Annotated in this window: 16 protein-coding genes; 9 read left to right on the forward strand and 7 right to left on the reverse strand. The window is 66.4% G+C overall.

Going from position 1 to position 22,695, the window contains the following annotated elements; all coding sequences use genetic code 11:
• The first annotated feature begins 235 nt into the window (after nucleotides 1-235).
• The 7 genes from U5809_RS27210 to U5809_RS27240 all read left to right on the forward strand — a co-directional run bounded on the left by U5809_RS27210 (nucleotide 236) and on the right by U5809_RS27240 (nucleotide 11,460).
• Nucleotides 236-1,651, forward strand: coding sequence for a circularly permuted type 2 ATP-grasp protein (locus tag U5809_RS27210; protein WP_176045111.1), 1,416 nt, complete (start codon nucleotides 236-238; stop codon nucleotides 1,649-1,651).
• A 64-nt stretch (nucleotides 1,652-1,715) separates the two neighbouring features.
• Complete coding sequence (locus U5809_RS27215; protein WP_322088791.1) at nucleotides 1,716-2,657, forward strand: alpha-E domain-containing protein; 942 nt, start codon at nucleotides 1,716-1,718, stop codon at nucleotides 2,655-2,657.
• A gap of 8 nt (nucleotides 2,658-2,665) precedes the next feature.
• Nucleotides 2,666-3,643 carry a transglutaminase family protein gene (locus U5809_RS27220; RefSeq protein ID WP_322088792.1) on the forward strand — a complete coding sequence of 326 codons (978 nt, stop codon included), beginning with the start codon at nucleotides 2,666-2,668 and terminating at the stop codon, nucleotides 3,641-3,643.
• Between the two features lie 93 nt (nucleotides 3,644-3,736).
• The gene (locus tag U5809_RS27225) at nucleotides 3,737-7,165 is read left to right on the forward strand and encodes a transglutaminase family protein (RefSeq protein WP_322088793.1); all 3,429 of its coding nucleotides are present in this window, start codon (nucleotides 3,737-3,739) and stop codon (nucleotides 7,163-7,165) included.
• A 202-nt stretch (nucleotides 7,166-7,367) separates the two neighbouring features.
• Entirely contained in the window at nucleotides 7,368-9,974 is a 2,607-nt protein-coding gene (locus tag U5809_RS27230) for a circularly permuted type 2 ATP-grasp protein (protein ID WP_322088842.1), read from the forward strand.
• Nucleotides 9,968-11,011: a transglutaminase family protein gene (locus U5809_RS27235; RefSeq protein WP_322088794.1), complete on the forward strand. Its 1,044-nt coding sequence runs from the start codon at nucleotides 9,968-9,970 to the stop codon at nucleotides 11,009-11,011. The genes U5809_RS27230 and U5809_RS27235 overlap by 7 nt, the downstream gene beginning before the upstream one ends.
• A 176-nt stretch (nucleotides 11,012-11,187) precedes the next feature.
• A complete protein-coding gene (locus U5809_RS27240) occupies nucleotides 11,188-11,460 on the forward strand; it encodes a hypothetical protein (RefSeq protein ID WP_322088795.1) in 273 nt (90 codons plus the stop codon).
• Nucleotides 11,461-11,517: 57 nt separating this feature from the next.
• Here U5809_RS27240 and pip read toward each other — a convergent pair whose 3' ends face one another.
• Nucleotides 11,518-12,450 carry a prolyl aminopeptidase gene (gene pip, locus U5809_RS27245; protein ID WP_282510492.1) on the reverse strand — a complete coding sequence of 311 codons (933 nt, stop codon included), beginning with the start codon at nucleotides 12,448-12,450 and terminating at the stop codon, nucleotides 11,518-11,520.
• Between the two features lie 328 nt (nucleotides 12,451-12,778).
• Between pip and U5809_RS27250 the strand changes: the two genes are divergently transcribed.
• Entirely contained in the window at nucleotides 12,779-13,930 is a 1,152-nt protein-coding gene (locus tag U5809_RS27250; RefSeq protein WP_322088796.1) for an acyltransferase, read from the forward strand.
• Nucleotides 13,931-13,958: 28 nt separating this feature from the next.
• On the opposite strand, the gene U5809_RS27255 is transcribed toward U5809_RS27250, so the two are convergent.
• Both U5809_RS27255 and U5809_RS27260 read right to left on the reverse strand, forming a co-directional pair.
• Entirely contained in the window at nucleotides 13,959-14,777 is an 819-nt protein-coding gene (locus tag U5809_RS27255) for a multidrug ABC transporter ATPase (protein WP_322088843.1), read from the reverse strand.
• A 340-nt stretch (nucleotides 14,778-15,117) separates the two neighbouring features.
• The gene (locus U5809_RS27260; protein WP_322088797.1) at nucleotides 15,118-16,416 is read right to left on the reverse strand and encodes an NAD(P)/FAD-dependent oxidoreductase; all 1,299 of its coding nucleotides are present in this window, start codon (nucleotides 16,414-16,416) and stop codon (nucleotides 15,118-15,120) included.
• 586 nt (nucleotides 16,417-17,002) lie between these two features.
• Here U5809_RS27260 and U5809_RS27265 point away from each other — a divergent pair.
• Nucleotides 17,003-17,788, forward strand: coding sequence for an alpha/beta hydrolase (locus U5809_RS27265; RefSeq protein WP_322088798.1), 786 nt, complete (start codon nucleotides 17,003-17,005; stop codon nucleotides 17,786-17,788).
• A gap of 187 nt (nucleotides 17,789-17,975) precedes the next feature.
• On the opposite strand, the gene U5809_RS27270 is transcribed toward U5809_RS27265, so the two are convergent.
• From U5809_RS27270 to U5809_RS27285, 4 genes are read right to left on the reverse strand one after another with little or no spacing between them, the layout of a single operon-like run.
• Entirely contained in the window at nucleotides 17,976-19,040 is a 1,065-nt protein-coding gene (locus U5809_RS27270) for a 2-aminoethylphosphonate aminotransferase (RefSeq protein ID WP_322088799.1), read from the reverse strand.
• The gene (gene aepY / locus U5809_RS27275; protein ID WP_322088800.1) at nucleotides 19,040-20,221 is read right to left on the reverse strand and encodes a phosphonopyruvate decarboxylase; all 1,182 of its coding nucleotides are present in this window, start codon (nucleotides 20,219-20,221) and stop codon (nucleotides 19,040-19,042) included. The genes U5809_RS27270 and aepY overlap by 1 nt, the downstream gene beginning before the upstream one ends.
• Nucleotides 20,218-21,903: a phosphoenolpyruvate mutase gene (gene aepX, locus U5809_RS27280; protein ID WP_282510479.1), complete on the reverse strand. Its 1,686-nt coding sequence runs from the start codon at nucleotides 21,901-21,903 to the stop codon at nucleotides 20,218-20,220. The genes aepY and aepX overlap by 4 nt, the downstream gene beginning before the upstream one ends.
• Complete coding sequence (locus U5809_RS27285; protein ID WP_176045124.1) at nucleotides 21,900-22,667, reverse strand: NTP transferase domain-containing protein; 768 nt, start codon at nucleotides 22,665-22,667, stop codon at nucleotides 21,900-21,902. Before U5809_RS27285 ends, aepX begins: the two co-directional genes overlap by 4 nt.
• Nucleotides 22,668-22,695: the final 28 nt, after the last annotated feature.

Below are 22,695 nucleotides of genomic sequence, written 5' to 3' on the forward strand. Positions count from 1 at the left end.
CTATGTTCGAAAGACGCGGCGCAGCATCGACCGTGCGCACTCGCGGCGCACGCGGACGCACGTCGCGTCGGGCGCTGCACCGTTGTGGTGCGCAATGCCGCGCGGGCGTGCCTGGCGTGGCGCAAAAACGGGGGGATATCGAGGAGATTGCACAAGGCACGTTCCTTGCACAGCATTGATTACGCCGGTCCGGCATGCGCAATGCCGGGGAAAACGATCGATGGAGAAAAGATCGATGAAGCCATTCGATGAAATGCTGCAATCCGGCGACATGGTAAGGGCGCCCTACGCGCGCCTGAAGCGGTGGCTCGACACGCAAAATCCCGCGAGCCTCGCCCAGAAAGCCCACGACGCGGAAGGTGTGTTCCGCAAGACGGGCATCACGTTCGCCGTTTACGGCGACGCAGAGGCCGCCGAGCGGTTGATCCCGTTCGATATCGTCCCGCGCATCATCTCGGGCGCGGAATGGAGCCGGCTATCGCTCGGGATCGAGCAGCGCGTGATGGCGTTGAACGCCTTCCTCGACGACATTTATCACCGGCAGGAGATCGTGCGCGCGGGCATCGTGCCGAAGCACCTGATCGCGCACAACGAAGCATTCGTGCCGGAGATGATCGACTTCCGGCCGCCCGGAAACGTTTACACGCACATCATCGGCGTCGACATCGTCCGTACCGGCGAGAACGAGTTCTACGTGCTGGAGGACAACGCGCGTACGCCGTCCGGCGTGTCGTACATGCTGGAAAACCGCGAGACGATGATGCAGCTCTTCCCCGAGCTGTTCCAGCAGGTGAAGGTGCGCCCGGTCGAAACCTATCCGCAGTTGCTGCGCCAGTCGCTCGCGGCCGTGTGCCCGCCGGGCGGCAATGCCGACAACCCGACCATCGCCGTGCTCACGCCCGGCATCCACAATTCCGCGTACTACGAACATTCGTTCCTCGCCGACCAGATGGGCGTGCACCTCGTCGAGGGCAGCGACCTGCAGGTGATCGACGGCCGCGTCGCGATGCGCACGACCGAAGGGTTCCGCCCGATCGACGTGCTGTACCGCCGCGTCGACGACGCGTTCCTCGACCCGCTCACGTTCCGCCCCGATTCGGTGCTCGGCGTCGCGGGGATCATGGACGTGTACCGCGCGGGCAACATCACGATCGCGAATGCGCCCGGCACGGGCATCGCCGACGACAAGGCGATCTACTCGTACATGCCGGAGATCGTCGAGTTCTACACGGGGCGCAAGGCGCTGCTGGAGAACGTGCCGACCTGGCGCTGCGGCGAGGCTGACAGCCTGAAGTACGTGCTCGAGCATCTCGACGAACTGGTCGTGAAGGAGGTGCACGGCTCGGGTGGCTACGGGATGCTGGTCGGGCCGTGCGCGTCGAAGGCCGAGCTGGAGGCGTTTTCCGCGAAGCTGCGCGCGCGCCCCGCGAACTACATCGCGCAACCGACGCTCGCGCTGTCCACGACGCCGATCCTGACCGACGCCGGCCTCGCGCCGCGCCACGTCGACCTGCGGCCGTTCGTGCTGGTGTCGGACCGGATCCGCATCACGCCGGGCGGGCTCACGCGCGTCGCGCTGAAGGAGGGATCGCTCGTCGTCAACTCGAGCCAGGGCGGCGGCACCAAGGACACCTGGGTGCTGGCCGACTGAGCCGGACGCGACCGCGCGCGCCGCAACCGGCGCGCCAACCGAACGAAGACGGAGTGGACACGAGATGCTTCTGGGACGTACTGCAAGCGGTCTCTACTGGATGTACCGCTATATCGAGCGCGCGGAGAACATCGCGCGCATCGTCGATGCCGGGCTGCGGATGGCGCTCACGCGCACGTCCGACGCGCCGGCCGAATGGTCGTCGGTGCTCGTCAGCTCGGGCACGGACGACGGCTACCGGCAGAAATACGATGCGTATGCGGCCGATACCGTGACCGACTACCTGCTGCGCGATCGCGACAACCCGTCGAGCGTGCTGTCGTGCATCGAGGCCGCGCGCTCGAACGCACGCATGGTGCGCACGGCGCTGACGCGCGAAGCGTGGGAGAGCGTGAACGGCGCGTGGCTCTCGCTGCGCCGCGCGCTTGCGGAGCCGGTACCGGAGAGCGAACTGCCGGCCGTGCTCGACCAGGTGAAGCGCGAAACCGCGCTGATCCTCGGCAGCTTCTACAGCACGATGCTGCGCAACGAGATCTTCGATTTCGCGCAGATCGGCGCATTCATCGAGCGCGCGGACAACACCGCGCGGATCATCGACGTGAAGTACCACCTGCTGCTGCCGTCCGTGTCGCACGTCGGCACGATCCTCGACAACTACCAGTGGGAGACGATCCTGCGCTGCGTCGCCGCGCACCGTTCGTACCGCTGGGTGTACGACGTGCAGTACAAGCCGATGAACATCGCCGACTACCTGATCCTGAACGGCCGCATGCCGCGTTCGCTGCGTTATTGCTACGGACGCGTCGTGTCGAGCCTGAACCTGCTCGCGAAGGATTACGGCGTGACACACCCGTGTCACGACACGGCCACGAAGATCCTGCAAATGCTGTCCGATACCTCGGTCGAGCGGATCTTCAAGAGCGGCCTGCACGAGTTCCTGACCGACTTCATCGGCCGCAACAACAGCCTCGGGATCGAAATCGCCCAGGCTTACAACTTCGACTGAGACTTGCCATGCGACTCGCCATTCGACACATCTCGCGTTATCGGTTCGACGATCAAGCCACCCATGCGCTGCAACGGCTGCGGCTGCGCCCGCAGTCGGGCCCCGGGCAGACGGTGCGCGCGTGGCAGGTCACGATCGACGGCGTCGAGCCGTCGCTGTCGTACGACGACGGCCTCGGCAACCGGATCGATCTCGTGCGTCACGACCGCGGCGCGAAGGCCGAGATCGTCGTCATCGCGGCCGGCGTCGTCGAGACGCAGGACCGCGCGGGTATTCTGGGGAATCCTGAGGGCTATGCGCCGCCGTGGATCTTCGAGCGCGAGACCGCGCTCACGAAGGCCGGCGACACCGTGCGCAAGCTCACGGAAGCGCTGCCCATCGATCCGCACGGCCTCGACGCATTGCACTGGCTGATGACGGAAGTGCACGGCCGCATCGCGTATGCGCCGAACCTGGCCGCCGACGCGCCCGTCGACGCGGAGACCGCGCTGCAAAGCGGCGAGGGCACGAGCCGCGACCATGCGCATGCGTTCATCGCGGCCGCGCGCGTCCTGAAGATTCCCGCGCGCTATATCTCGGGCTACGTGCTCGCCGACAGCGCGATGCAGCGCATCGCCGATGCGAAGCAGAACGCCGGCGACGTCGAAGAGGAGGAGGCGCTCGCGCTGCAGAGCGGCGAAGGCATGCAGCAGGTGCTCGGCGCATCGCACGCCGCCCAATCGCAGGGGCTGCCGCAACCGGCGCTCGGCGCGCAGCCGCTGGCCGCCGCGCTGATGCAGCAGCCGGCCGGCCATGCGTGGGCCGAGGCCTATGTGGAAGGGCTCGGCTGGGTCGGATTCGATCCGTTCATGAACCGCTGCCCGGACGAGCGCTACGTGCGCATCGCGGTCGGCCTCGATTATCGCGACGCGCAGCCGGTGACGGGGCTCGGCGCGACGGCCGTCGGCGTCGAGATCAGCGTCGTGCAGACGCCCGAGCTCGTCTGATCCGACGCACGCTTTCGCCGAATCCGCCATGCCGGGCCGCCGCGTCGAGTGCGACGCGGCGTGCGCGGCCGGCCCAACCCGAATCGAGCTCCCATGTCCATCCACGTCGCGCTGCATCACACCACCCGCTATCGCTACGACCAGCTCGTCAACCTCGGCCCGCAGGTCGTGCGGCTGCGTCCCGCGCCGCATTGCCGGACGCCGATCCTCGCGTATTCGATGACGGTCGAGCCCGCGCAGCACTTCATCAACTGGCAGCAGGACCCATTCTCGAACTATCTCGCGCGGCTCGTGTTTCCGGAGCGCACCGAGCATTTCGAGATCACGATCGATCTCGTCGCCGAGATGTCGGTGTACAACCCGTTCGACTTCTTCCTCGAAGCGAGCGCCGAACAATACCCGTTCAGCTATGACGACGCACTGAAGACCGAGCTTGCGCCGTACCTCGTGTGCGATCCGAAGACGAGCGCTTCGCCGCTGTTCCGTACGTATCTCGACGGCGTCGATCTCACGCCAGCCGGCACCGTGAATTTCCTCGTCGCGCTGAACCAGCAGCTTCAGCGCGACATCGGCTATCTCGTGCGGATGGAGCCCGGCGTGCAGACGCCCGAGCAGACGCTCGAGCTCGCGTCCGGCTCGTGCCGCGACAGCGCCTGGCTGCTCGTGCAGCTGTGCCGTCATCTCGGCATCGCCGCGCGTTTCGTATCGGGCTACCTGATCCAGCTCACACCCGACGTGAAATCGCTCGACGGCCCGAGCGGCACGTCGGTCGACTTCACCGACCTGCACGCGTGGTGCGAGGTCTACCTGCCGGGCGCCGGGTGGATCGGCTTCGACCCGACATCGGGCCTGCTCGCGGGCGAAGGGCATATCCCGCTCGCGTGCACGCCGCAGCCGACGAGCGCCGCGCCGGTCGAAGGGCTGATCGACGAGTGCGAGGTGTCGTTCGAGCACGAGATGACCGTGACGCGCGTGTACGAATCGCCACGCGTGACGAAACCGTATACGGAATCGCAATGGGACGCCGTGCTGACGCTCGGTACGCAGGTCGATGGCGCGCTGGCGGCCGGCGACGTGCGGCTCACGCAGGGCGGCGAGCCGACTTTCGTGTCGATCGACGATCGCGACGGCGCCGAATGGAACACCGACGCGCTCGGCCCGACCAAGCGCGGTTATGCGACCGAACTCGTGCAGCGGCTGCGCGCCGAATATGGCGACGGCGGCTTCCTGCACTTCGGGCAGGGCAAGTGGTATCCGGGCGAGCAATTGCCGCGCTGGGCGCTGTCGATTTTCTGGCGCGCGGACGGCCAGCCCGTGTGGCACGATCCGTCGCTGTTCGCCGACGAGCGCGAGCCGTCCGCGTATACGACCGACGACGCGAAGCGCTTCATCGATGCGCTCGCCGCGCGGCTGAACCTGACCGGCGAATTCATCCGGCCCGGCTATGAGGACGTCTGGTACTACCTGTGGCGCGAGCGCCGGCTGCCCGTCAACGTCGATCCGTTCGACTCGCGACTCGACGACGAGCTCGAGCGCGCGCGGTTGCGCAAGGTGTTCGATCAGCAGCTCGACAGCGTCGTCGGCTACGTGCTGCCGGTCAAGCGCGTGGACGATCAGCCGGGTCACGATCGGTCGGGCCTCGACGGGCCGCGCTGGCAGACGGGCCCGTGGTTCTTCCGCGACGAGCGGATGTACCTCGTGCCGGGCGATTCGCCGATGGGTTATCGGCTGCCGCTCGATTCGCTGCCGTGGGCCAGCCGCGCCGACCATCCGTATCTCGTCGAGCGCGATCCGTTCGCGCCGCGCGCCGCGCTGCCGGAAGCCGCCGCGATCCGCGCGCGCTACGCGGGCCCGGCCGATGCGCCGCGCTACCTGTCCGGCGTGCATCGCGAGGCGTCCGCGCAGACGGTCATGCAGTGGCGCAACGACGGCACGGCCGCCGACGGACGCGCCGCGGCGCTCGATCCGCAGCGCCGGCCCGAGCGCTTCGAATCGGCCGCATGGATCACGCGCACCGCGCTGTGTGTCGAAGTGCGCAAAGGCATCCTTTACCTGTTCATGCCGCCGCTCGCCGCGCTCGAGGATTATCTCGAACTGCTCGGCGCGATCGAGCTGACCGCGTACGCACTTGGTGTAAAGCTCGTGCTCGAAGGCTATCCGCCGCCACGCGACGCGCGGCTGAAGATGCTGCAAGTGACGCCCGATCCCGGCGTGATCGAAGTGAACATCCATCCGGCCGCGAGCTTCGACGAGCTCGTCGACCACACCGAATTTCTGTACGACGCCGCATGGCAGTCGCGGATGTGCAGCGAGAAGTTCATGGTCGACGGCCGCCACGTCGGCACGGGCGGCGGTAACCACTTCGTGCTCGGCGGCGCGACGCCGGCCGACAGCCCGTTCCTGCGGCGCCCGGACCTGCTCGCGAGCCTGATCGCGTACTGGCACAACCATCCGTCGCTGTCCTACCTGTTCTCCGGGTTGTTCATCGGGCCGACGAGCCAGGCGCCGCGCGTCGACGAGGCGCGCAACGATCAGCTCTACGAACTCGATATCGCGTTCGCCGAGATCCAGCGCAACAAGCTGTTGTTCGGGCAGGACATGCCGCCGTGGCTCGTCGACCGCGTGCTGCGCAACCTGCTGATCGACGTGACGGGCAACACGCACCGCAGCGAGTTCTGCATCGACAAGCTGTATTCGCCCGATTCGTCGACCGGCCGGCTCGGCCTGCTCGAACTGCGCGCGTTCGAGATGCCGCCGCATGCGCGGATGAGCATCGTGCAGCAACTGCTGCTGCGCGCGCTGGTCGCGCGTTTCTGGGCCGCGCCGTACACGACGCCGCTCACTCGCTGGGGCACCGCGCTGCACGACCGCTTCATGCTGCCTGAGTTTCTTCAGATGGATTTCGACGATGTGCTGGCCGAATTGCGCGATGCCGGTTTCGCGTTCGATCCGGCGTGGTTCGCGCCGCACTTCGAATTCCGCTTCCCGCTGTTCGGCCAGATCGCGGTGAACGGCATGCAGCTGTCGCTGCGCGGCGCGCTGGAGCCGTGGCACGTGATGGGCGAGGAGGGGGCGCCCGGCGGCACGGTGCGTTACGTCGATTCGTCGGTCGAACGGCTCGAAGTGCGCGTGACGGGGCTGAACGACAACCGGCATGTCGTGACCGTCAACGGCCGCGCGTTGCCGCTGCAGCCGACCGGCACCGTCGGCGAGTACGTCGCGGGCGTGCGCTACAAGGCGTGGTCGCCGCCGTCCGCGCTGCATCCGACCATCGGCGTGCATGCACCGCTCACGTTCGACATCGTCGATACGTGGCTGCAGCGCTCGCTCGGCGGCTGCCGCTATCACGTCGCGCATCCGGGCGGCCGAAACTACGCGACGTTCCCTGTCAATGCATACGAAGCCGAGAGCCGCCGGCTCGCACGCTTCGTCGAGATGGGGCATACGCCTGGGCGGATGGATGTCGCGGCTGCCGCGCCGAGCCGCGAATTCCCGTTCACGCTCGACTTGCGGCGGCCGTGATCCATCGATGACGGGGCGGATCACGATACGCGGCTCGCGACCTCCCGGCGGGCCCGCCGGAATGCTAGGATGCGGGCAGATTGCGGCCGCGCGCCGCAGCAGCTTGCCGCTGGCGCGGCGGTGCGCACGCGCGGTTGCGCCCTGAAGACGGAACGACATCGTGCCGCCCATTGACACCGATCATCTCGCCGCCCCCGACGCGATGCCCACGCTTTTCGATTCCGGCGCGCAGCCGGATGCCGCCGAACTGGCCGCCGCGCTCGCGGCGCCGGCGGCCGCCGGCCGTTACGACGAACTGCGCGGCAGCGCGGCCGGCCTGAATGCGCCTGCGCTCGCGCCCGCGTGGCGCAGTTTCTTCACATCGATCGGCAGCGACGGTGTGGCCGACCTCGATCGCCGCGCCGACGCGCTGCACCGGCGCATGCGCGAGAACGGCCTGTTCTACCAACTGCACGAGCAGCGCGCCGGCGACGGCGCGGCCGGCCCGTGGTCGCTCGACCTGCTGCCACTGATCGTCACGCCGGAGGACTGGGTCGCGATCGAACGCGGCGTGCTGCAGCGCGTGCGGTTGCTCAATGCAACGATGGCCGACCTGTACGGCCCCCAGACGATCCTGCAGCGCGGGTTGCTGCCGCCCGCGCTCGTCACCGGCCATCCCGGCTATCTGCGCGCGATGCGCGGCGCACACGTGCCGGGCGACACATGGCTGCATGTCGTCGCGTTCGATCTCGCGCGCGGCCCCGACGGGCAGTGGCGGATCGTCGCGCAGCACACGCAAGGCGCGGCCGGGCTCGGCTACCTGCTCGAAAACCGCTTGATCGTGTCGCGGCTCTTTCCGCGCGGGTTTCGCGGGCTGCGCGTGCAGCGGCTCGCGTCCGCGTACCGCGCACTGCTGCAGAGCATGCAGTCGCTCAGCCCGGCCCGCAAGAATTCACGGATCGTGCTGCTGACACCGGGGCCGCACAGCGCGACGTATTTCGAGCACGCGTATCTTGCGCGCTACCTCGGCCTCACGCTCGTCGAAGGCGGCGATCTGACCGCCCGCGACAACCGCGTATTCCTGAAGACGCTGCGCGGGCTTGAGCCGGTGCACGGCATCCTGCGCCGCGTCGACGACGCGTGGCTCGATCCGCTCGAACTGCGGCCCGATTCGATGCTCGGCGTGCCGGGGCTGTTGCAGGCCGTACGCGCGGGCAACGTGCTGCTCGCGAACGCGCCGGGCTCGGGCTTCCTCGAATCGCCGGCGATGCTCGGCTTCATGCCGCGCCTCGCCGAAGGGCTGCTCGGCGAAACGCTCACGCTGCCGGCCGTGCATTCGTGGTGGTGCGGCGAGGAGGCTGCCTGCGCCGACGCGCTGCCGCATCTCGCGCGCGGTATCGTCAAGGCGTCCTATCCACCCGACGTACAGGCTGGCGGCGCGTTCGAGCCGGTGATCGGCGCGCGGCTCACGCAGGCGCAGCTGGCCGAATGGCGCGCACGAATCCTCGCGCAGCCCGAACACTACACGGTGCAGGCCGACCTGCCGCTGTCGCAGGCGCCGACCTGGCCGCGGCCCGACGCGCCCGACGGCAACGGCAGCGCACGCATCGTGCCGAAGCCGCTGCTGATGCGCGTCTTCGCGCTCGCCGACGGCGCGCAGCGCTGGCGGCTCCTGCCGGGCGGGCTGTCGCGGGTCGGCACGCGCGACACGCTGTTCAATGCGCCGATGCCGCGCGGCGGCAGCACCGTCGATACGTGGGTGATGACCGAAGGCATCGTCGACTCGACGACGCTGCTGCAGACGCACCTCGGCCCCGACGACCTCGTCGAACGGCCGCGCGCGATCGCGAGCCGTGCGGCCGAGAACCTGTTCTGGCTCGGCCGTTACACCGAGCGGGCGACCAACCTGATGCGACTGGCGCGCGCCGCGCTCGAAAGGCTGCGCGGCGAAGACGACGTCGACAGCCCCGCGCATCTGGAGCTGATCGACACGCTGTGCCGCGATACGGGCCTGATCGCGGCCGACGCGCCGAATGCCGTCGAAGCGCCGCGCGCGTTCCAGCATGCGCTCGCGACCTCGCTGACGCGCGGTGCCGATCGCACGTCGGGCATCGCGTCGTGCCTGTTCGGGATGCGCGGCGCGGCCGCCGCGATCCGCGAAAGGCTGTCGAGCGATCAATGGCGACTGATCGACGACGCGACACAACTGTTCGCGGACAGTGCCGGTCTGCCCGAGGCCGAAGAGCAGATCGGCAACGAAGCGCTGCTGCTGCTGGAGCGTCTCGGCCTGCTGCTCGGCGCGATCACCGGCGCGCAGACCGACAACATGACGCGCGACGACGGCTGGCGATTGCTCTCGATCGGCCGGCAGATCGACCGGCTGGACTTCCTCTGCAGCGTGCTGAAGTTCGCGTTCGACGAAGGCGCGGTGCATCGGCAGGACGGTTTCGAACTCGTGCTGGAGCTGTTCGACAGCACGATCACGTTCCGCTCGCGGTTCCAGCGCGGCTTCGATGTCGCGCCGCTGCTGTCGCTCGTCCTGCTCGATACCGACAACCCGCGCTCGCTCGGCTGGGTCGTGCAGGCGCTGCGCGGCCGGTTGACGAAAGTCGAGCGCAGCGAAGGTTATGCGCTGTCCGAGCTGGCCGAGACGATTCCGGACGTGCCCGCGTGGTCGCTGCACGAGCTTTGCGAAACCGCTGAGGGCGGCCGGCACGACAAGCTGCTCGCCGCGCTCGACACGACGGTGAAGGCGGTCTGGGAGCTGTCGAACCGGATCGGCGAACGCTATTTCAGCCACGTGCGCGAGGCGGGCAGGACGCTATGGTGACGACGAAAGGCGCGGTAAAGGCGCCGTCTGGCGCGGGCAATGCACGACCGGCAGCGACACCAAGCGCACCGGCCGCACCAGCGGCCGGTGCACCGGGCCGGTTGCTGCGCGTCACGCACGATACCGAATACCGGTATGCGGCGCGTGTCGAATCCGCGCAGCACCAGGCGCGCCTGCAACCGCTCGTGACGCCGCGCCAGCAAGTGCTGTCGTTCTCGCTCGACATCGAGCCCGCACCGGAATCGGTCGGTACGGAGATCGACGCATTCGGCAATGCGCGCGCGTCATTCGCGCTGAACCAGCCGCACGACGCGCTGCTCGTGCGCAGCCGCAGCACGGTGCGCGTGACGCCGCCCGTGTGGTCGCTCGGCGCGCGCGGCGAGCCGCCGCCTGCGATCGCCAATCCCGATGCAAAACGGGCGACCGCATGGGAAGCCGTGCGCGACCGCTTGCGGTTCCGCGCGGGGCAGCCGTACGACGCAGCGAGCGAATTCGTGTTCGCGTCGCCGCACGTCGCGTGCGATCCCGAACTCGCCGCGTATGCGGCCGCGAGCTTCACGCCGCAACGTCCGCTCGTGCAGGCCGCCTGGGACCTGATGCGACGCGTGCACGCCGATTTCGCGTATACGCCGAACAGCACCGACATCACGACGTCGGCGCTCGATGCGCTGCAGTTGCGCAAGGGCGTCTGCCAGGATTTCGCGCACGTGATGATCGGCGCGTTGCGCTCGCTCGGGCTGGCCGCGCGTTACGTGAGCGGCTACCTGCTCACGCAGCCGCCGCCCGGTCAGCCGCGGCTGATCGGCGCCGATGCGTCGCATGCGTGGGTCGAGGTGTACGACCCGGCATGGCCCGAGGACAACGGCTGGCTGCAGCTCGATCCGACCAACGATCGCGCGCCGGGCGACGACTACGTGATGCTGTCGATCGGCCGCGACTATGCCGATGTGACGCCGTTGCGCGGCGTGATTCGCGGCGGCGGCGCGGACCAGGAGCTGAAGGTCGGCGTGACGGTCGAGCCGCTCGACGTGCCGTAACGCGTGTCGCCCGTGCGGGCGATTTCCCGTTTAAGTCTTCGTTAATACTGCACGCCTAGCATGGTGATGCCGGCGAACGGTCCGGAATTGTCCGGCGCGCCGGCGGCACGCGCGGGTGCGTCGACGTCACGGCGCCGCGCCGTCGCGCGTCGCCATTTTTGCAACGGCGGCAGACCATGATCAAGCACTTCGACTACACGCTCGGCAGCGAGACGATTGCGCTTTGCGCGAGCTTCGGCGCGGGGCCGGCGCTGCGCCGCGTGCTCGTCAGCCGCGCGGATTCGATGGAGACGCTGGTGGTGCTCGACGCGCGCGGGCTGTCGGGCTTGCTGAAGGTCGCGACCGAAGAGCCGGAAGGGCTGCTCGACGACGCGATCCGCAAGGTCGGTGACGAGCAGCTCGTCGAGCAGGCGATCAGCGGCAGGACGATCGTCGAAACCGTGCTTTGATCGGGCGGCGCGTGTGCGTGCGGGCAGCACGCGCCGCGTTGCGTTGCACTGCGTGGGCTACGCAGCGAACCGGTCCGTTGCCGCGATCAACGCTTCCAGGATCCCCGGCTCGTTGTAAGCGTGCCCGGCGCCCGGCGCGATCTCGAACGTCGCATCCGGCCACGCCTTCGACAGTTCCCACGCCGTGCGTGCGGGCGTCGCGATGTCATAGCGGCCTTGCACGATCACACCCGGAATGCCGGCGAGGCGATGGGCGTCGCGCAGCAACTGGCCTTCCTCGACGAAACCCTTGTTCACGAAGTAGTGGTTTTCGATCCGCGCGAACGCGAGCGCGTAGTGGCCGTCGGCGAAATGCGCGGCGAGCGCGGGATCGGGCAGCAGCGTGATCGTGCGGCCTTCCCAGATGCTCCATGCACGCGCGGCTTCGAGCTTCGCGGCTTCGTCATTGCCGGTCAGCCGGCGATGGTAGGCGGCCATCAGGTCGCCGCGCTCGGCTTCCGGAATCGGCGCGACGAAGTCTTCCCACAGGTCGGGGAACAGCCACGACGCGCCTTCCTGGTAGTACCACAGCAGTTCCGCGCGGCGCATCGTGAAGATGCCGCGTACGATCAACGCGCTCACGCGCTCGGGGTGCGTCTCCGCGTAGGCAATCGACAGCGCGCTGCCCCACGATCCGCCGAATACGAGCCATTGCTCGGCGCCGACCATCTCGCGCAGGCGTTCGATATCGGCGACCAGATGCCAGGTCGTGTTGTTCTCGAGGCTCGCATGCGGCGTCGAGCGCCCGCAGCCGCGCTGGTCGAACAGCAGGATGTCGTAGCGCTCGGGATCGAACAGGCGGCGATGGTCGGGGCTGCAGCCTGCGCCGGGGCCGCCGTGCAGGAACACGGCGGGCTTGCCGGCCGGGTTGCCGCAGCGCTCCCAGTAGATGCGATGGCCGTCGCCGGTGTCGAGGTGGCCGTGGGCGTAGGGTTCGATCGGTGGGTACACAGACAGGCTCCGGGTGAAGGTCGACAGGAGAGGCGGACGAGGCGCGGGCCGGTGTGCGGGCGGGTACGGTACGTCGGGTGTTGCTGCGCCGCAAAAATCGTTGCGTGGGCATCGGACCGGCCGCCGCCGGACAAGGCTTGTCATTATGCCCATTCGCCGCGCTCGACGTTTGCTCGCTGTGGCGTGCGCGACCGCCACTGTCAGCTCGGGGATTTTTGAAGCAATTTCATTCCGATATTTTTCATACAAAATCCCGGCGGCATATCGGCGTGCCAGTCGGCGCGCCGGCCATCTCCTGCTCCTTTACCGTGCCAACGGGAACCAGCCGATGAACCAACGCGTCACGCAGTTGACCGGGTTGCGCGCCGTCGCGGTCGCGATGGTGGTGGTCGGACACGCCGAACATGTGCTGCCGGGCGGCTACACGGGCTGGTACGCGCCGTTGCGGCTGGTCGCCGACGGCCGGCTCGGCGTGCTGATCTTCTTCGTCCTGAGCGGCTTCCTGATCACCAATGTGCTGCGCGCCGAATTCGCGCGAACCGGCGGCATCGCGCTGACGTCGTTCTACGTGCGCCGCGCGCTGCGGATCTGGCCGGCCTGCTATGTCTATCTCGCGGCCGTTGCGATCGTCGCGTTCGCCGGCTGGTTCGACGTCGATCGCCGGCAGTGGCTGTATGCCGCGCTGCACCTGTGGAATTACTCGGCCTGGTTCGGGCTGACCGCCGACAACACGCTGCATCCGGACGGTGCGTGGTACCTCGGCCATTTCTGGTCGCTCGCGCTCGAGGAACAGTTCTACTGGTTCTGGCCGTTGCTGTTCGTGTTCGGCATGCGGCGCGCCGGCACGCGCTGGCTGGCCGCGCTGATCCTGGTCGTGCCGCTGGTGCGCGCCGTCACGTATTTCGTTGCGCCGGCGCTGCGCGGGCAGCTCGGGATGATGCTCCACACCGGTGTCGATCCGATCCTGATCGGATGCTATGCATCGCTCAACCGCGAACGGCTCGAAGCGTGGATCGGCTCGTGGAGGGGCGAGGCGCGCATCGTGACGGCGATCGTCTTCGTCGTGCTGCTCGGCATGCCGCTCGCCGAACACCGGCTCGGCGGCTTCTGGAATGCGACGTACGGCGTGACGCTCGAAGCCGCGCTGATCGCGATCGTGATCGTCGTGCTGAATTTCCGCGACGAGTTCTGGTGTGCGCGCTGGCTGCGCGCGCGGCCGGTCGTGTTCATCGGCACGATCTCGTTCAGCCTGTATCTGTGGCAGCAGCCGTTTGCGAACCCGGATCTGCCGGTTGCGCACGCGTTTCCGCTTGGGATCGTGTGGGCGCTGCTGGCCGCGACAGCCAGTTACTTCCTCGTCGAGAAACCGTTCCTGCGGTTGAAGGATCGGTATATCGCGCGTGAGGCGCGACGCGTGCGGGACGATGCGTTGCGGATGCCCGCGTCGAGCGATGCAATCGGGGCGAAGGTGGTGGAGTAGGCGGGCGGGCCGGCGTCCCGCCGGAGCCTTACTTGAAGCGCTTCATCGCGGCGGGCGAATACCAGAAGTTCCGGAACATATCGATTCCATACGATTTGCCGTCGTATTTGACGACCGTGCGTACTGTACGTTTTCCCGCAGACGAGTCTTTTTTGTCGTCGCTTTCCATGTCAGTGACGTGTGCCGTAATCGACAGATCCGCGAAACCGTTGTGCACCGTCTTTTCAACAGCAATCGTCATGCGAGCAGACTCACTGCGCAGGTCGCTAGTATCGGGGCCACACGAGGTGCCTGCGATAGCGACCCAACCATTGAGATTTGTACCGAACACAGGGCGGATGCGGGCGCCGTCGCGAATCCACAGTGTCAGTTCGTTCTCGGTGTAGGCATCGGGACAACTCGGCCCCCGCGCGCTGCTCGAGAACACGACACCGAACGCGCGAACGTCCGGCGACAACCGGTAAGGTGCCGTATCGATGCGATAGCTGTTCTCGCCGATTTCCGTTATCGCATCTTCCTGAACCACTGACCGCTCGGCCGCCACGACCTTGCCGCCTTCAACGAGCGCGACGACCTGCAGCTTATTGCTTTCGTCCGGGTTCTTGCTTTTCGGAAGCGAATCGAACGCGACGGCCGCGATCGTCGTGTCCGGCGCATTCGGCATGACCTTGCACGCCGACGCGACGACGAGCCTGTCCGCGTCGCGCGTGGCGATCCGTGCGCTGGCGATGCCGGCCCAGCGGGCGATGGCCGTGACGATATCGTCGCCGCAAGGCTGGTTGTCGGCAGCCTGAACGGCGGAGGCGGCGACGAGCGCCAGCAGCGGGGCGAAACGAAGGATTCTCATAGTCAAAAGGTTCTTCATTGATGCCGTGGATGTCGAGTACCGACCCTTCTCGGCCCTTCACTGGCGCGTCGCACGGCGGGTCCCGGCGCACAACGGTCATCGGATTTTGATTGGTGGCCGACGGGTCGCCGGCTGTCGCCGACATTGGGGCGGGCTGGGTTCTACGTCGGCAATGTGGCGGATTGCTGACAGCGTCGGCGTCGAGCAACCGAACGTCAGCTTTCTGCGTCAACGAACTCACATCCTCGACTCATTGCGGTCCGTCGCCAATGCCTTCGGCAATGTCCGATGCGCAATCGGCAAGCGGTCGCTACCGAGCGGGTCCGGGTAGCCAGGCCGATCAGGCTCCAGGCGCGGGCATCTCCGGCAGCGAAATCTCGATTCCACGGCGGTGCAGTGCCGAGAGCACGTGATATACGACCTTGAAGCACATCACCGGGAGTGCGGCGCGCCAGCTCCCCCGAAGATTTCCTGCTAGCAGATTGACGATGCCGTCCCGCATCCACAGGCGATTGGACGGAGCCATGAAAAGCGTACGCATGACGGGATCGTTCACTCGATAGATCAGCCAACTGATCCGATCCATCGCCTCTGACAGCTCTTGGTTGGCTGCCTGTGCAAGCTTTGTTCCTCGTGCCGGATCGTCGAGCCAAACGTGGGCGGCCTCCGCGCCGAGTTCTCCACCAATCATCGCCATCAATACGCCTGTCGAGAACATCGGATCAACGAATCCGTAGGCATCGCCGATCATCAGAAACCCGTTACCGTTGCCCTCTCGCGCGCGATAGCTGTAATTGGCCGTGCTGTAGACGTCCGATACGCGCTGTGCGCCTTGCGCGCGAGCCGCGACGGTCGGGCTCGAAGCGATACGCTCGGTGAGCAGATCGGTCGGCGTTCCCTTGCGCGCTTTCCACGCCGATTGATTGCCGACAAAGCCAATACTCATTGTGTCACCGGGTAGCGGGATCAGCCAAAACCAGCCATCCTCCGCAAGATGAATGCTGATGTAGCCCGCGAGTTCGCCTTCTCGACGCTCTACACCAGTGAAATGCGCATAAACGGCCGCCGTGTTGTTGTACTTGTTCGAGGTCTTGACCTTCATCCGCGACGCGAGAAACGTATCGCGGCCCGAAGCGTCGAGCACGTAGCGCGGATGCCATTCGCGGGTGCCGCCCGATTCGTCCTGCGCGGACACGGCGTGACGTCCGCCGGCATCGTCCAGCTTGACCTGCGTCACACGAGTACGCTCGAAACAATCAGCCCCGCACGCGACTGCCTGTCTGAACAACAAGGCATCAAGGTCCGCACGCCGTACTTGCCAGGCGTGCGTACGGTCTCGATTCAGTGCGTTTTCGAACGGAAACGCGCAGCTGCGACCCGTACGGTCCGAGACGAACTCTGCACCCGGCTTATGGACACCGATCTCTCGTACCTGATCCAGAACGCCGAGCCGTTCGAAAATGTCGAGGTTACGTGGTAGCAGGCTTTCGCCGATATGGAAGCGCGGATGCGCTTCCTTCTCCACGAGCACAACGTCGCGTCCTTTCATCGCCAGGAAGGCCGCCGCCGTCGCACCGGCGGGCCCGCCGCCGATAATCAGCACGTCAGGTCGGTTCGAATCGCGTTCCAATGAGTTCATTGCGCTGGCTGCCAAAAAAGGACGTATTCGTGGACCAAAGCAACAATGCTATGGCTGATTTTGGGGATCATCGTGATGTTACGAGGTGCTTGCCTGCACGAGGCCTGAAATCCACTGACGGGGCGCAAGGAGATTCAGAGGCCCGACTCAGGATTTTTTGGTTCCTGATTGACGCAATTGGAAGCAGTCCGACTGTTTCCCGACCGCAGGCCGTGACGGATAGCAGCATTTTGCCATCGCGGACAGTCTGCGGGTTCGTGCGATGGGTGCGCGTGCGAGCAAAAGCAGACGTTCTGGATCGACGCTCAAGTGGCCGTTGCTGGCTGCGGAGTCGTCGTTCGAACGTCCGCGTGACAGCATCGGCCAGCGTCCGCAACTGGCCGACTGCCGCCCGACGCGGTCGGCCGTGGTCGACCTGCGTCTGACGTATGCGAGTGGCGACCTCCGATCTTTTTCAGTCACCCGGTTTCTCGTAAAGCAACCATTCAGCGGCGAAGACTCCAAGTCAGCACAGCGTGTACCATGCACATTCTCAAATATGCGGCGGTTCGCGATGAAAAGCCTTCTAATCACTTCAGGTCGTGCCATGCTGGCCACGGAAGTCTTCGGAAGCGGAGAACCGATTGTATTTTTGCACGCCCGGGTCGCCGATCGCCGGATGTGGGGCCAGCAGATTCGCGAAATCGGCGTTGGCAACCAAGCTATCGCCTATGATCGACGCGGATTTGGCGAAACAGTTGCCGAGACAGAGGACCACTCTGCCGTTGAAGATTTGATTGCCGTTCTCCAATCGGTGGCGGGTGGATCTCCTGCAATACTCGTTGCCTGCTCTCAAGGTGGAGGCATAGCGCTCGACGCAGCTCTTCGGTATCCGTCGTATGTTCGCGGTCTCGTTCTTGTCGCGCCGAGTGTGACAGGTGCGCCGAAAATGACTCATGCAGCGCGGGTTGAAGATTTGATCACCCGTTTGGCGGCGGCAGAAGCGAGGAAAGATATTGAAGAGGCCGTCGCGATTCGAGCGACGCTCTGGCTTGATGGTCCGTTTCAACCTGAGGGACGTGTGGCGGGTGAAGCTCGCAAACTGTTTGACGAGATGAACGTTGCTGTTCTCGGTTTGCCGCCGACGGGCACGAACACTGATGCACCGGTTGCTTACGGACGGTTGGGCGAACTATTGGTACCGACGCTGGTGATGTGTGGGGATCTGGACCTTCCCGGAATTCAGGAGCGCAGTCGTTACGTTGCGGCTAACGTATCCCGCGGGACGTTTCACCAGATTTCAGGAACCGCACATTTGCCGTCGCTCGAACGGCCACAGGAGGTTACGAGCGTAATCGCGAGTTTTATCAATCAATGTAAAGCTCTGCAATAGCGGGGGAGGCGAAGCGCTAACGAGGATTTTCCTGTGGCGCATGAAGTGATTGTCGACGATTCGAACGGTGTCATCGAGTACCCCCTCACGAATGTCGACACCTCGCCCAGAGTTTCCAAGAAATCCGCAAAGAATAAAAAAGGCCCTTGCGAGAAGGGCCTTTCACAGACAAAGGTACGACCAACGCTTACCGCGTCAACGCCGTAAACCCTTCCAGCAACCGCTCGACATCAGCCGCCTGAATCGCACCCATCGTCGAAATCCGGAACAGCTCTTTCGACAACCCGCCTTGCCCCGCGTAGATCACGAAGCCGCGCGCCTTAAGCCCGTCGTGCAGCGTCTCGTACGTGACGCCCTGCGGCAGCCGATACGCACGCAGCACGACCGACGAAGCACCTTCCGGCAGCACGAGCGGCATCCCACGCGCAGCGAGCCCCGCCTGCGCCTGATCCGCGAGCGCCTTGTAATGTGCATGCCGCGCCCGCCAGCCGCCGGCCTCATCAAACTCGCGCAGCGCCTCGACGAGTGCGTAATACGCATGCACAGAAGGCGTAAACGGCGTATTCCGCTGATCCTGCAGCTTCGCGAGACGACCGAGATCGAGGTAGTACGTACGGCTCGCAGCCTTCGCGAGCGCGCTACGACGCACGATCACGAACGCCGCGCCCGGCACACCGTGCAGGCACTTGTTCGCCGTCGCGGCAACCGCATCGATATCACCGCCAGCAAAAACGATCGCTTCCGCGCCAAAACTGCTGACACCGTCGACGAGCATCTTCACGCCACGCGAACGGCACACTTCAGCAATCGCGCCGAGATCATTCAGCCGGCCCGTCGTCGTTTCGTGATGAATCACCGCGACGTGCGTGTACCCACCCGCATCAAGACGCGCAGCGATCAGCGCGAGATCGGGCGCCTGCATCCACTCATGCTTCAGCACGTCGTGCGCGATCCCGTACTGCGTCGCGATCTGCGTGATCCGCTCGCCGTACACGCCGTTCTCGATCACGAGCAGCTTGCCGTCCTGCGGCACGAGTGCCGCAATCATGCTCTCGACGGCAGCCGTGCCCGAGCCCGTCATCAGCACGGCCGTCCATTCCGCCGGATCGAGCTCGTACGCGGCGACGAGGCGCGCGCGCGCCTCATCCTGCAGGTCGAAGAATTCGCTTTCGCGATGGCACAAATCGGGTTGCAGCAGGCTGCGGCGCACGCGTTCCGTGAGCGTGACCGGGCCGGGGTTCAGCAGCAGCATCAATGGGCTCCTTCAACGTAGGCTTCGGTCTGGGCGGCGCCGATGTGCCGCATCAGACGGGTCTTGACCTCGACCGGCGTGACGGTCGGGCGGGGCAGGCCGTCGGGCACGCCCGTGCGGATCGCGATGCGCACGAACTGCGCGCCATCGCTCGACGCGGCAAGCGTCGCATCGAGCACGTCGAGCGCATCGCCTTCGACGGCCGATGCGTAACCGCATGCGGCTGCCACACCGGCGAACGACACATGCTGCGACACCGTTGCCTGGCCGCCCGTCGATTCGTGCGCGCCGTTGTCGAGCAGCACGTGCGTGAGGTTGGCCGGGCCGTAGGTGCCGAGCGTCGCGAACACGCCCATGCGCATCAGCGCGGCGCCGTCGCCGTCGACGGCCACCACGCGCAGGTCGGGCCGCGCGAGCGCGAGGCCGAGCGCGAGCGGCGTCACGCAGCCCATCGAGCCGACCATGTACAGCTGGTTCGGGCGATCGTCGATCGCGTAGAGTTCGCGGCCGCAGAAACCGGTCGACGCGAGCACGACGGTCGAATCGACCGGCGTGTGCGCGATCACGCGCTGCAGCGCGTCGTGGCGGGTCGGCCACGCATCGGCCGATGCGGCACGCGACGGCGCTTGCGCGGCGACGTGCGCGCGCGGCTGCACGGCCGGGTTGGCCTTCAGCTCATACGGCGCGACGCTGCCTTTCTGCATCACGAGCGCATACGGGCGGCCCGTCGCGTCCATGTGCGCGATCGCGCGGTCGAGTGCCGGGCCGACCTGTTCGGGGTCGGTTGGGAACGTCTCCCACGGGATCTCCATCGTGTCGAGCATCGCGGGCGTGATCGGGCCCATCAGCGCATGCTGCGGCTCGTCGGCAACGCCCGGCTGGCCGCGCCACGTGACGATCAGCAGTTGCGGCAGGCGGAACGTCCAGGTCAGCGACGTGAGCGGGCTCACCGCGTTGCCGAGCCCCGAGTTCTGCATCATCGCGATCCCGCGCTTGCCGCCGAGCGTCGCGCCCGCGATCAGCGCGACCGCGTCGCCTTCGTTCGCGGCCGACACGTAGTTCAGCGTCGGGTCCTGCAGCACGTAGTTGATGAACGGCGTCAGGTACGAGCAGGGCACGCCCGCGTACCAGTCGAAACCACGCTCGCGCGCGGCTTCGACGAACTGGGCCGCTTCGATCATTGCGCGCCCCCGTTGCCGGCGCCCGGTTCGGACAGCGGCGTCTGGCCGTGCGCGAAGTCGCCCGCGCGGCGGAAGTCTTCGAGATCGTTCACACCGCGCCAGTGGCCGTGCACGTACTGCACCTCGATCTTCTCGCCGGCGGCGATCAGTTCGTTGAGCAGCGAAGGGATGTCGAGCGTGTCGAAATCGTCGCGCGCCTGCAGCGTCGCGAGCATCGCCTTCAGGCGCTCGACACCGGCGCCGCGCACGTTCAGCAGGCCGATCCAGCGGCCGTGCGGCGTGCCTGCGGCGACGTCGCTCGACACGCGTTGCAGGTAGGTCTTCTGGCCAAACAGGCCGCGATCGTCGGCAGCCGAGCAGAGCGCGAAGTCGCGCACGCTCTGGTTGGTTTCCGTCAGCGACGAATCGACCACCACACTGAACTCGGCCTCGCTCTCCGCGAGGTCGCGCACGATGTAGCTGCGGAACAGCAGGTCGCCGTACGAGATCACGGTGTCGCCGGTCAGGCGTTCGGCCGCGCATGCGAGCGACGCGAGTTCGCCCGTCTGCGCATGGCGTTCGTTGACCACGAGCTTGATGCCCGACGTGTCGATCGCGTCGGCGCGATAGCCGCCGACCACGGTGATGTCGTTCACGCCGTGCGTCTTGAAGCCGTCGACGAGCCAGCGCAGCAGCGGCTTGCCGGCGACCGGCAGCATGACCTTCGGCTTGTCTTCGGTCACGGCTTCGAGGCCCTTGCCGCGGCTCGCGGCGAGCACGATCGCGGCGTTCGACGCGCGTGAGGACGACGACAGGTAGATACGCTCGGCGGCCGAGTACTCGTCGGCGTCCTGCAGCCGGAAGATCTCGTTGACCGATGCAACGCGGTCCTCGACGTTGATCAGCGTTTCGCTCTCGTGGATCTCGCGTGCGGTCGCCTGCATCGCGGAGGCCGACGCGCGGATCAGGTGATTCGCCCAGATCACGGTGCTGATGCCGGCCTGGCGGAACACGTCGGTCGGCGTGCTGTAGTACTTGGTCGGCACGATCACGAGCGGCGCCTTGCCGCTCCATTCGCGCGCGAACTGCAGGATCTCGTCCGGGCGCGACAGCTTGCTGTGGATCAGGATCGCGTCGGCACCGGCTTCCGCATACGCGTTCGCGCGGCGCAGCGCCTCGTCCATTCCCCAGCCCGCGATCAGCGCCTCGACGCGCGCGACGATCGAGAAGTCGGGATCGGTCTGCGAATCCTTGCCGGCCTTGATCTTGCCGCAGAACTCGTCGATTTCCGCGAGCGGCTGGCGCTCGCCGCCGATGAAGCTGTTGGTCTTCGGAAACTGCTTGTCCTCGATGCAAACGCCCGCGATGCCGCGCTGTTCGAGCTTCTTCACGAGGCGGCGCACGTTGTTGAAGTTGCCGTAGCCGGTGTCGCCGTCGAGCAGGATCGGCAGGTCGCTCGCGTCGGCCATGAATTCGAGCACGTCGACGACTTGCGTCCAGCTCGCTTCGTTGTTGTCGCGCACGCCGAACTGCGCGGAGATTGCGAGGCCCGATGCCCAGATGCCCTTGAAGCCGGCTTCGCGGACGATCCGTGCGGACAGCCCGTTGTGCGCTTCCATCAGGAATTCGAGGTCGCTGCTGACGAGCATGCGGCGCAGGCGTGCGCTGCGCGATTCGGTGAAATTGGGTTCGCGAGCGTTCATCGTGCGGCTCCTGCGGTGGTGCGTTGAATCAGGGGGAGGATTTCTTGCGTGGCGCGAGCGACGTCGTTCGGGAAATCGATCTCGATCCACGGCGAGCCGGTGACGTCGGCCACGTCGAACGAATGACCGCCTTCGAGCAGCAGGTCGCGCACGGCTTCTTCGTGCGGCATGTTCGCGCGGCCGCTGTCGACGTAACCTGCGACGATCGTCGCGAGGCGGCGCGCGGTGCCTTCGGTGAAGCGGAAGAAGCCGACCGATTCGCCGATCGTGTCGTAGTCGAGATCGACCGCGAGCTGCTTGCGCAGTTCGACCGGTACGCCGTTCTTCAGGCACAGCTTGACGGGCTCGTCGCCGGCCTCGAAATCGCGGTCGATCAGCAGGCGGTCGACTGCCTTGTCGGAATCGGCCACCAGCGCGTGCAGGATGTTCTCGTCGTACAGCACGTCCGCGTCCATCAGCAGCACGTCGCCGCCGCGCGTCATCGCATCGGCGACGGTATGCACGGTCAGCACGCTGCCGAGGTCGTAGCGGTCGTTGATCACGATCTCGGCCTGGCGGCCGAGGCGCTTCAGTTCCTGCTCGACCGTCTCGTGCTGAAAGCCGAGCCCGAGCACGATCTCGTCGACGCCCGCGGCGTCGAGTACGCGCAGATGGCGCTCGAGCAGCGATACGTCGTCAAAGCGCAGTAGGCACTTCGGGAACTGCGCTTCGGGCGGTTGTTGCAGGCGCAAGCCGAGGCCTGCCGCAAGAATGATGGCTCGCATGGGTTCTCCAACCAAAAAGCCGGCGATC

The organism is Burkholderia sp. BCC1999, from assembly GCF_905339975.1.
GTDB lineage: Bacteria > Pseudomonadota > Gammaproteobacteria > Burkholderiales > Burkholderiaceae > Burkholderia.